This window comes from Mycobacterium sp. TH-M106 (assembly GCF_057473765.1).
Map to the genome: position 1 here is coordinate 1 of NZ_JBYCLE010000295.1, position 10294 is coordinate 10294.

At 69.5% G+C, this 10294-nt stretch carries 9 protein-coding genes; 6 read left to right on the forward strand and 3 right to left on the reverse strand.

Translation table 11 applies throughout. The annotated features are described in order from the left end of the window. The coding region (gene cgtA / locus AC2VOP_RS10305) for an Obg family GTPase CgtA (RefSeq protein ID WP_486960864.1) at window positions 1-350 on the forward strand (350 nt) is incomplete at its 5' end. After that, window positions 347-1444: a glutamate 5-kinase gene (proB, locus tag AC2VOP_RS10310; RefSeq protein ID WP_486960865.1), complete on the forward strand. Its 1098-nt coding sequence runs from the start codon at window positions 347-349 to the stop codon at window positions 1442-1444. The genes cgtA and proB, both read left to right, overlap by 4 nt. Before the next feature lie 71 nt (window positions 1445-1515). Here proB and AC2VOP_RS10315 read toward each other — a convergent pair whose 3' ends face one another. Then, on the reverse strand, window positions 1516-2781 hold the full coding sequence (locus AC2VOP_RS10315; RefSeq protein ID WP_486960866.1) for an MFS transporter: 1266 nt from the start codon (window positions 2779-2781) through the stop codon (window positions 1516-1518). Window positions 2782-2869: 88 nt separating this feature from the next. Between AC2VOP_RS10315 and AC2VOP_RS10320 the strand changes: the two genes are divergently transcribed. Then, complete coding sequence (locus tag AC2VOP_RS10320) at window positions 2870-4918, forward strand: NAD(+) synthase (protein ID WP_486960867.1); 2049 nt, start codon at window positions 2870-2872, stop codon at window positions 4916-4918. Window positions 4919-4946: 28 nt separating this feature from the next. Here the strand turns inward: AC2VOP_RS10320 and AC2VOP_RS10325 are convergent, their stop codons facing one another. Further along, on the reverse strand, window positions 4947-5801 hold the full coding sequence (locus AC2VOP_RS10325; protein ID WP_486960868.1) for a ribokinase: 855 nt from the start codon (window positions 5799-5801) through the stop codon (window positions 4947-4949). A 110-nt stretch (window positions 5802-5911) separates the two neighbouring features. Between AC2VOP_RS10325 and AC2VOP_RS10330 the strand changes: the two genes are divergently transcribed. Genes AC2VOP_RS10330 through AC2VOP_RS10340 form a run of 3 tightly spaced genes read left to right on the forward strand, consistent with a single transcriptional unit; the run spans window position 5912 to window position 9534 of the window. Continuing rightward, window positions 5912-7180, forward strand: coding sequence for a glutamate-5-semialdehyde dehydrogenase (locus tag AC2VOP_RS10330; protein ID WP_486960869.1), 1269 nt, complete (start codon window positions 5912-5914; stop codon window positions 7178-7180). Between the two features lie 19 nt (window positions 7181-7199). Then, window positions 7200-8093, forward strand: a complete 894-nt coding sequence (locus tag AC2VOP_RS10335) for an AAA family ATPase (protein ID WP_486960870.1) — start codon at window positions 7200-7202, stop codon at window positions 8091-8093. Window positions 8094-8100: 7 nt separating this feature from the next. After that, a complete protein-coding gene (locus AC2VOP_RS10340; RefSeq protein ID WP_486960872.1) occupies window positions 8101-9534 on the forward strand; it encodes a vWA domain-containing protein in 1434 nt (477 codons plus the stop codon). Window positions 9535-9627: 93 nt separating this feature from the next. Here the strand turns inward: AC2VOP_RS10340 and AC2VOP_RS10345 are convergent. Continuing rightward, window positions 9628-10294, reverse strand: a 667-nt coding sequence (locus AC2VOP_RS10345) for a ribonucleotide-diphosphate reductase subunit beta (protein ID WP_486960871.1), incomplete at its 5' end; no start/stop codon positions are given.

Sequence of the window (10294 nt, forward strand, 5' to 3'; positions counted from 1 at the left end):
CCGGGACACGTCCGCAGCGCTGGGTCAGCCAGACCGACTTCGGCAACGACGAGGCGGTCGGTTACCTCGGCGACCGGCTGGCGCGGCTCGGCGTCGAGGACGAGTTGCTGCGGCTGGGCGCGCGACCCGGTTGCGCGGTGACCATCGGCGAGATGACCTTCGACTGGGAGCCCGCCGCCCCCGCGGGCGCGGACGTAGGGCACTTCGGGCCGATGTCACGGCGGGGCAGCGACGTTCGGCTGGACCGCACCGACCGGGTCGGTGCCGCCGAACGCAAAGCCGCCCGCCGTGCCCGGCGAGAACACAGCGAACACAGCGAACACAGCGAACACAGCGAGCCCGACCGATGACCGCACGGGATGCCATCCGCGCTGCGCGCAGCGTCGTCGTCAAGGTCGGCACCGCCGCACTGACCACGCCGAAGGGTATGTTCGACGCCGGCCGGCTGGCGGCGCTGGCCGACGCGATCGAGGCGCGCATGAAAGTCGGCTCCGATGTCGTCATCGTGTCGTCGGGGGCCATTGCCGCCGGCATCGAACCACTCGGACTGTCCAAGCGCCCAACCGATCTGGCCACCAAACAGGCCGCCGCGAGCGTCGGGCAGGTCGCTCTGGTCAACTCGTGGAGTGCGGCGTTCGCCCGCTATCACCGCGCGGTCGGGCAGGTGTTGCTCACCGCCCACGATGTGTCGCTGCGGGTGTCGCACACCAACGCCTCTCGTACCTTGGACCGGCTGCGGGCACTGCATGCGGTGGCGATTGTCAACGAGAACGACACGGTGGCCACCAACGAGATTCGGTTCGGCGACAACGATCGGCTCTCGGCCCTGGTGGCACATCTGATCGGCGCCGACGCGTTGGTGCTGCTCTCCGACATCGACGGCCTCTACGATGGCGATCCGCGCAAGGGGCCGGCGCGCTTCGTTCGCGACGTGTCCGGACCGGCGGACCTGGACGGCGTGGTGGCCGGGCAGAGCGGTCACCGGGGCACCGGCGGGATGGCGTCGAAGGTGTCCGCGGCGCTGCTGGCCGCTGACGCCGGGGTGCCGGTGCTGCTGGCGGCCGCCGCCGACGCGGCCACCGCGCTGGGTGACGCGTCGGTGGGCACGGTGTTCGCTGCGCGGCCGCACCGGCTGTCGGCGCGCAGGTTCTGGGTGCGTTACGCCGCCGACGCCGCCGGGACGCTGACCTTGGACGACGGTGCCGTCGATGCGGTGCTGGCTCGGCGCCGGTCGCTGCTGCCGGCGGGCATCACCGGGGTGACCGGCCGGTTTCACGGTGGTGACGTCGTCGAGCTGTGCGGCCCGGACGGCGCGGTGGTGGCCCGCGGTGTTGTTAGCTACGACGCGGCCGAACTGGTCACCATGATCGGGAGGTCGACGTCTGAGCTGCCCTCCGAGCAGCGTCGGCCCGTGGTGCACGCCGACGACCTGGTCGCGGTGTAACCCGTCCATGCGAGCGTGCGTGGTCCCGGGCGGCACGCCCGGCGTGCCGCCGGGGACACGCACGCTCGCACCTAAGGGTCTGATCCTCCGAAGCGAATCCCGGTGGCGTCCTTGCCGATCAGCGTCAGCAACGCGACGGCGATCAGCACCGGCACGATAGTCGCCGCCAACGCGAACGGGTAGCCGTGTGAGGACGCCAGCTGCTCCTGGAAGGGCAGATTGAAAGCGGCCAGCAGATTGCCCAGCTGATAGGTCACCCCGGGGTAGAGACCGCGGATCGCATCGGGCGACATCTCGGTCAGATGTGCGGGGATGACACCCCACGCGCCCTGCACGAACGCGAACATGAGAAACGACCCCAAGCACAGCGTTCCGACGCTGCGCGAGTAGGCGAACAGCGGCACGACCGGCAACCCCAGCACCGCGCACGAGATGATCGCGTAGCGGCGCCCCAACCGTTGCGACAGCGAGCCGAAGACCAGCCCACCGACGATGCCACCGACGTTGTAGACCACCACGATCCATTTGGCCGTCGCCGCTCCCAGCCCGGCGCCGCCCTGGTGGGACGCGGAGAGAAACGTCGGGTACACGTCCTGGGTGCCGTGGCTCATCCAGTTGAAGGCGGTCATCAATACCACCAGGTAGCAGAACCGGCGAATGATCTTGGCATCGGCCAGCACATCGCGGATTCCGGTGCGGGTCAACCGCATCCGGCCCCGGGATGCTTGCCACACTTCGGATTCGTTTACCCGGTACCGGATGATCAGGCTGATCGCCGCCGGCAGGATACTCAGGCCGAACAGCCAGCGCCACGACAGCCCCAGCCAGTCGGTCACCAGCAGCGACGCCAGGGTGGCTGATAGGTAGCCGAACAGGTAGCCCTCCTGGAGCAGTCCGGAGAAGAGGCCTCGGCGCTGCGCGGGGATCTTCTCCATCGCCAGCGCCGCACCCAGCCCCCACTCGCCGCCCATGCCGATCCCGTACAGCAGCCGCAAGATCACCAGCACAGTGAGGTTGGGCGCGAAGGCGCACAGGAACCCGACGACCGAGTAGAAGGTGACGTTCACCATCAGCGGCAGGCGCCGCCCGACCCGGTCGGCCCACAGGCCGAACAGCAGCGCCCCGACCGGCCGCATCACCAGGGTGGCGGTGGTGAGGAACGCGACCTCGGTCTTGGTGTGGCCGAAAGTCGCCGCGATGTCGGCGTAGACGAAGATCACGATGAAGTAGTCGAAGGCGTCCATCGTCCAGCCCAGCACCGCGGCCAGGAAAGCGTTGCGCTGATCGGCGGTGAGCTGCTGCCTTTGGCGCCCGAGCTGTCCGAGCTGCCGGCTCACCCGCGCCCCACCGCTAGCACCACGACCGGTTCGGGAGCATCCATGGGGTTCCAGGGTATTCGAGACTGGATGTACGACAATGGCACGGATGGACTTCTACAACGCCTATCGGCACGGGTTCGTCCGCGTCGCGGCCTGCACGCACCGCACCACGCTCGCCGACCCGGCGGCCAACGCCGCGTCGGTGCTGCGGCTGGCGCGGGATTGCCACGACGACAGTGTCGCGCTGGCGGTGTTCCCGGAGCTGACGTTGTCCGGATACTCCGTCGAGGACATCCTGCTGCAGGCGAGCCTGCTCGACGCCGTCGAGGCGGCGCTGCGCGACGTCGTCGCGGGCTCGGCGGATCTGCTGCCGGTTGTGGTGGTGGGAGCGCCGCTGCGGTACCGGCACCGCGTCTATAACACCGCCGTCGTCATCCACCGCGGCCATGTTCTCGGGGTGGTGCCCAAGTCGTATCCGCCGACCTACCGGGAGTTCTACGAGCAGCGTCAGGTCGCACCCGGCGACGACGAGCGCGGCGTCATCCGGGTGGGCGGGTTCGAGGTGCCGCTCGGGCCGGATCTGCTGTTCGCCGCCGCCGACCTGCCCGACTTCGTGGTGCACGTCGAGGTCTGTGAGGACATGTTCGTGCCGGTGCCGCCCAGCGCGCACGCTGCGTTGGCCGGTGCGACGGTGCTGGCCAACCTGTCCGGCAGCCCGATCACCATCGGCCGCGCCGACGAACGCCGCCTGCTGGCCCGCTCGGCGTCGCAGCGCTGCCTGGCCGCCTACGTCTACGCCGCCGCCGGTCCGGGCGAGTCGACGACCGACCTGGCCTGGGACGGGCAGACGATGATCTTCGAGAACGGGACCCTGCTGGCTCAATCCGAGCGATTCCCCAGGGCGCCGCAACGCTCGACCGCCGACGTCGACACCGGCCTGCTGCGCTGCGAACGGCTGCGTATCGGCACTTTCGACGACAACCGCCGCCACCACCGCGTCGCAGTGGAGTCGTTTCGTCGGGTGGAGTTCACCCTCGGTCCGCCCGGCGGCAACATCGGGCTGCGGCGGGAGGTGACGCGATTCCCGTTCGTGCCGTCGGATCCGGCGCGGCTGCAACAGGATTGCTATGAGGCCTACAACATCCAAGTGTCCGGGCTGGCGCAGCGGCTGCGAGCCCTCGACCACCCGAAGGTGGTCATCGGTGTCTCCGGTGGACTGGACTCGACACACGCGCTGATCGTCGCCGCCCGGGCGATGGATTCCGAAAACCGGCCGCGCAGTGACATTCTGGCGTTCAGCCTGCCGGGTTTCGCCACCGGTCAGCACACCCGGGCCAACGCGATAGCGCTGAGCAGGGCGCTGGGCGTCGCCTTCGAAGAGATCGACATCCGCGACACGGCAAACCTCATGCTCGCCCGGCTGGGCCACCCGTTCGCCCGTGGCGAGGCGGTGTACGACGTGGCGTTCGAGAACGTTCAGGCCGGCCTGCGCACCGACTACCTGTTCCGCATAGCCAACCAGCGCGGCGGCATCGTCCTCGGCACCGGCGACCTCTCGGAGCTGGCGCTGGGCTGGTCCACCTACGGAGTCGGTGACCAGATGTCGCACTACGACGTCAACACCGGGGTGCCCAAGACGCTGATCCAGCACCTGATCCGCTGGGTGATCAGCTCGGGCCAGTTCGACACCAACGTCTGCGAGGTGCTGGCGTCGGTGCTGCACACCGAGATCACCCCGGAGCTGGTTCCGGCCGGGCCTGCCGGGGAAGGTCAGGAGATCCAGCGCAGCGAGGACGTCGTCGGACCGTACGCGCTGCAGGACTTCTCGTTGTTTCAGGTGCTGCGTTACGGGTTCGGGCCGGCGAAGATCGCATTCTTGGCCTGGCACGCTTGGAGCGACGCCGGACGCGGCGCGTGGCCGCCCGGCTACCCCGCGGACAACCGGCTGGCCTACTCGCTGGCCGATATCCGGCGCTGGCTGAAAGTGTTTGTGCAGAGGTTCTATTCGTTCAGCCAGTTCAAGCGCTCCGCGCTGCCCAACGGACCCAAGGTGTCCGCCGGGGGTTCGCTGTCGCCGCGCGGCGATTGGCGGGCGCCGTCGGACATGTCGGCGTGGATCTGGCTGGATGAGATCGAACGGGAGATACCCGAATAGGCTGCCGGGACTTCGCCCCTGATGTGACTCAGCCACCCAGCGCGTCGCTGATCGCCGCGGCCGTCGGTGCGCAGTCGCCGGCGCCCGGCACCAGGGTCGCCAACGCACCGGCCGCGCAGGCCCGCCGCAGCGCATTCTGATGCCCGGCGGTCCACCCGGCGGCCAGCACACCGGCGAACACGTCGCCGGCGCCGGAGGTGTCGACGGCGTCCACCGTTAGGGCGGGCACGTCGAGCGCACCGTCGGCGCCGAGGTAGCGCGCTCCGCGTGCGCCGCGGGTGATCACGCGGTGCTGGACGGGCCACACCCAATCGGCAGATTCGGTTTCGTTGACCACGACCACGTCGGTCGCATGGGCCAACTCGGCCAGCTGCGCCGGATCAGCGCCCGCCGGTGAGGCGTTGACGACGACGACCGCCCCGGCTGTGCGCGCCGTCCTTGCCGCCGACACCGCCGTCGCGACCGGGATCTCCAACTGCAGCAACAACACCTCGCAGTCGCGCACGGCGACGGAGTCTGGCGTCAGCGCAGCGTTGGCACCGGGCGCGACGACGATGGTGTTCTCCCCGGCGGCGTCCACCGTGATCACCGCCGACCCGCTGCGGCCCGCCACGGTGACCAGCCCGTCGATGCCCACCCGGTTTTCCCGCAGATGCCGGCGCAGCAGTGCGCCCGCGTCGTCGTCACCCACCGCGCCGATGAACTGCACCCGCGCGCCGGCCCTGGCCGCCGCCACCGCCTGGTTGGCGCCCTTGCCGCCGGGTGTCGACCGGGCCGAGGCCGCCAGCACCGTCTCACCCGGGTGCGGCAGCGCGGCGACGTCGAACACCGTGTCGACGTTCGCGCTGCCCACCACACATACCCGACATACCGGTATCGCCATGTCGCCGAGGCTATGCAGCCGGGTTCGGCTTCAGCAACGGGGGACCTTCGTCAGCCTGCCACAGAGCAGCCGGCAGCGGACTGCGCATGCCTGCCGGATACCCTGAGGTGATGAGTGTGTCCGCACCCCCGTCAGCTCACTCGACGGACCTGCGTCAACAGGTGCATGACGCCGCCCGCCGGGCCCGAACCGCCGCCCGCACGCTGGCGTCGCTGCCGACGGTCGCCAAGGACAGCGCGCTGAACGCCGCCGCCGATGCGCTGCTGGTCCGCGTCGACGACGTCTTGGCGGCCAACGCACACGACCTCGACGTGGCGCGGGCCGCCGGCACCCCCGACGCGATGCTGGACCGGCTGGCGCTGAACCCGCAGCGCGTCGACGGCATCGCCGCCGGCCTGCGCCAGGTCGCCGGACTGCCCGACCCGGTCGGCGAGGTGCTGCGCGGCTACACCCTGCCCAACGGGCTGGCGCTGCGCCAGCAGCGGGTTCCGCTCGGTGTCGTCGGCATCGTCTACGAGGGCCGGCCCAACGTCACCGTCGACGCGTTCGGCCTGGCGCTCAAGTCCGGCAACGCGGTGCTGCTGCGCGGCAGCTCGTCGGCGGCGGCCTCCAACACCGCCCTCGTCGATGTGCTGCGGGCTGCGCTGGTCAGCGAGGACCTGCCCGCCGACGCCGTGCAGCTGCTCGACAGCGCTGATCGCACGACCGTGACCCACCTCATCCAGGCCCGCGGCCTGGTGGACGTGGTGATCCCGCGCGGGGGAGCGGGACTGATCGACGCGGTGGTGCGCGATGCGCAGGTGCCGACGATCGAGACCGGCGTCGGCAACTGCCATGTCTACGTCCACGAGGCCGCCGACCTGGAGGTGGCCGAGCGGGTGCTGCTGAATTCCAAGACCCGCCGCCCCAGCGTCTGCAACGCCGCTGAGACGCTGCTGGTCGACACGGCGATCGCCGATTCCGCGGTGCCGCGGCTGGTGGGCGCGCTGATCGCCGCCGGGGTGACCGTGCACGGTGACGCCGAGGCGCCGGCCACCGAGGACCATCTGCGGCGGGAATACCTGACGATGGACATCGCGCTGGGCGTGGTCGACGGGCTCGACGACGCGATCGCCCACATCAACGAGTACGGCACGGGTCACACCGAAGCCATCGTCACCACGAATATGGCTGCCGCGCAGCGGTTCACCGAGCAGGTGGACGCCGCCGCGGTGATGGTCAACGCGTCGACGGCGTTCACCGACGGCGAGCAGTTCGGCTTCGGCGCCGAGATCGGCATCTCCACCCAGAAGCTGCACGCCCGCGGCCCGATGGGGCTGCCGGAACTGACGTCGACCAAATGGGTGGTGTGGGGCGACGGCCACACCCGCCCGGCCTAGGGCCTAGGAGAAACACCACGTGACCCTTCCCGCCCGGTCCATCCCGCTCTTCGCCGACATCGACGACGTCGCCCGGCGACTGGCCGAGACCGGTTACCTGGTTGACACCGCTACAGCGACAGCGGTGTTCCTTGCCGACCGGCTGGGCAAGCCGCTGCTGGTCGAGGGCCCGGCCGGGGTCGGCAAAACCGAGCTGGCCCGCGCCGTCGCGGCCGCCACCGGGTCCGGGCTGGTGCGGCTGCAGTGCTACGAGGGTGTCGACGAGGCTCGCGCGCTCTACGAGTGGAATCACGCCAAGCAGATCCTGCGTATCCAGACGAGCACAGCCGGTTCCGCTGGTGGGGGGGGCTGGGACGCCGTGAAATCCGACGTGTTCTCCGAGGAGTTTCTGCTGTCGCGCCCGCTGCTGACCGCGATCCGGCGCACCGAGCCGACGGTGCTGCTGGTCGACGAGACCGACAAGGCCGACATCGAGATCGAGGGCCTGTTGCTGGAGGTGCTCAGCGACTTCGCGGTCACCGTTCCCGAGCTGGGCACCATCACCGCGTCGCGGGCGCCGTTCGTGGTGCTGACCTCCAACGCCACCCGGGAGCTGTCCGAGGCGCTCAAACGCCGCTGCCTGTTCCTCTATGTCGACTTCCCCGACCCCGACCTGGAACGCCGCATCCTGGCCTCCCGGGTGCCCGAGCTGCCCGAGCACCTGGCCGCGGAGTTGGTGCGCATCGTCGGCGTGCTGCGCGGCATGCAGCTGAAGAAGCTGCCGTCGGTGGCTGAGACCATCGACTGGGGCCGCACCCTGCTGGCGCTGGGGCTGGACACCATCGACGACGCCACCGTGGCCGCGACCCTGGGCGTCGTGCTCAAACACCAGTCCGACCGACAACGCGCGGCCGGAGAACTCCGGCTGAACTGACGACTTGCTGATGGTCCGCCGCACCCGTCCGCCGCAGCCGCTGGCGTCGCACGGCATCCCGGGCCACCTGGTGGGCTTCGTCGAAGCGCTTCGCGGTCAAGGAATTTCGGTGGGACCGTCGGAGACGGTCGATTCCGGCCGGGTGTTGGCGGTGCTCGGGCTGGGTGATCGGCAGGTGCTGCGCGAGGGGCTGGCCTGCGCGGTGCTGCGCCGGCCCGAACACCGGGACACCTACGACGCCATGTTCGACCTGTGGTGGCCGGCCGCGCTGGGCGGCAGGACCGCGGTGGCAGGCGGAGACGACGATGCCGCCTTGCCACCGGGCGACGTCGAAGCTATGCGGGCGATGCTGCTCGAGTTGCTCACCGACAACGCTGGTCTCGCCGAGCTCGACGAGCGGCTGGCGGCGATGATCGCCCAGATCGTCGAGGTCTACGGCCGCTACCGCTCCAGCCGCGGCCCGTCGTACTCGTCGTACCAGGCGCTCAAGGCGCTGGCACTCGACGAGCTGGAGGGCCGGCTGCTGGCCGGGCTGCTGGCGCCGTACGGCGACGAGCCCACCCCCACCCAGGAGCAGATCGCCACAGCCATTGCCGGCCAGCGGATCGCCCAGCTGCGCAAGCTCGTCGAATCGGAGACCAAGCGCCGAACCGCAGAACAGCTGGGCCGCGACCACGTCCAGATGTACGGCATCCCGCAGCTGACCGAGAACGTCGAGTTCCTGCGTGCCTCCGGCGAACAGCTGCGCGCTATGCGCCGGGTGGTGGCCCCGCTGGCGCGCACCCTGGCCACCCGGTTGGCCGCCCGGCGGCGCCGCGCCCGGGCCGGCGCGATCGACCTGCGCAAGACGCTGCGCCGCTCGATGTCCACCGGCGGGGTACCGATCGACCTGGTGCTGCGCACACCTCGCCCGGCCCGGCCCGAGCTGGTGGTGCTGTGCGATGTGTCCGGCTCGGTTGCCGGGTTCAGCCACTTCACCCTGCTGCTGGTGCACGCGCTGCGCCAACAGTTCTCCCGGGTCCGAGTTTTCGCCTTCATCGACACCGCCGACGAGGTGACCCATATGTTCGGGCCTGACGCCGACCTCGCGGTGGCTGTACAACGGATCACCCGGGAGTCGGGCGTGTACACCCGCGACGGCCACTCCGACTACGGCAACGCGTTCGTGTCGTTCACCGAGAACTACCCGAACGTGTTGTCGCCGCGCTGTTCGCTTTTGGTGCTCGGCGACGGCCGAACCAACTACCGCGACCCGGCCACCGGTGTGCTGGCCCACCTGGTGACCGCCAGCCGGCACGCGCACTGGCTCAACCCCGAGCCCAAACACCTTTGGGGCAGCGGCGATTCGGCGGTGCCCCGCTACGCCGAGGTGATCGCGATGCACGAGTGCCGCTCGGCCAACCAACTCGCTAACGTGATCGACCAGCTGTTGCCCGTGTGAGCGCGCCTGCGGCCCCGGCGTTGGACCCGGCTGAATCCGCACTGGCCTGGCTGGCCGACGTCACTACTCGTCGAACGGCTGTCGTCGCGCTGGTCAGAAATCCCAGTCGGCGTCCTCGGTGGGCTGGTGGGATCCCATCACATAGGAGCTGCCCGAACCCGAGAAGAAGTCGTGGTTTTCGCCGGCGCCGGGATCGAGTGCGGAGAGCACCGCCGGGTTCACCCGACACGTGTCGGCGCTGAACGCGGGCTCGTATCCGAGGTTGGCCAGCGCCTTGTTCGCGTTGTAGCGCATATAGGGCACGACGTCGTCCGTCCAGCCCAGTACGTCGTAGAGGTCACGGGCGTAGTCGACCTCGTTTGTGTACAGGGCGTGCAGCAACTCGTAGGTGTACTCACGGTGTTCGGCGCGTTCGGCGTCGGTGAGCTCGGCCAGTCCCCGTTGACACTTGTAGCCGATGTAATACCCGTGCACGGCTTCGTCACGGATGATCAGCCGGATCAGGTCGGCGGTGTTGGTGAGTTTGCCACGCGAGGACCAGTACATCGGCAGATAGAACCCGGAGTAGAACAGGAAAGACTCGAGCATCACTGACGCCGCTTTACGTTTGAGGGCGTCGTCGCCGCGGTAATAGTCGACGATGATCTGCGCTTTGCGCTGTAAGTGTGGGTTGTCCTCCGACCACTCGAACGCGTCGTCGATCTGGCGACTCGAGCACAGTGTGGAAAAAATCGAGCTGTAGCTCTTGGCGTGCACCGAC

Coding starts and splice junctions, on each gene's coding strand:
- AC2VOP_RS10330 (WP_486960869.1), top strand. CDS start 5,912: ATGAGTGTGTCCGCACCCCCGTCAGCTCACTCGACGGACCTGCGTCAA.
- AC2VOP_RS10320 (WP_486960867.1), top strand. CDS start 2,870: ATGGACTTCTACAACGCCTATCGGCACGGGTTCGTCCGCGTCGCGGCC.
- proB (WP_486960865.1), top strand. CDS start 347: ATGACCGCACGGGATGCCATCCGCGCTGCGCGCAGCGTCGTCGTCAAG.
- AC2VOP_RS10325 (WP_486960868.1), bottom strand. CDS start 5,801: ATGGCGATACCGGTATGTCGGGTATGTGTGGTGGGCAGCGCGAACGTC.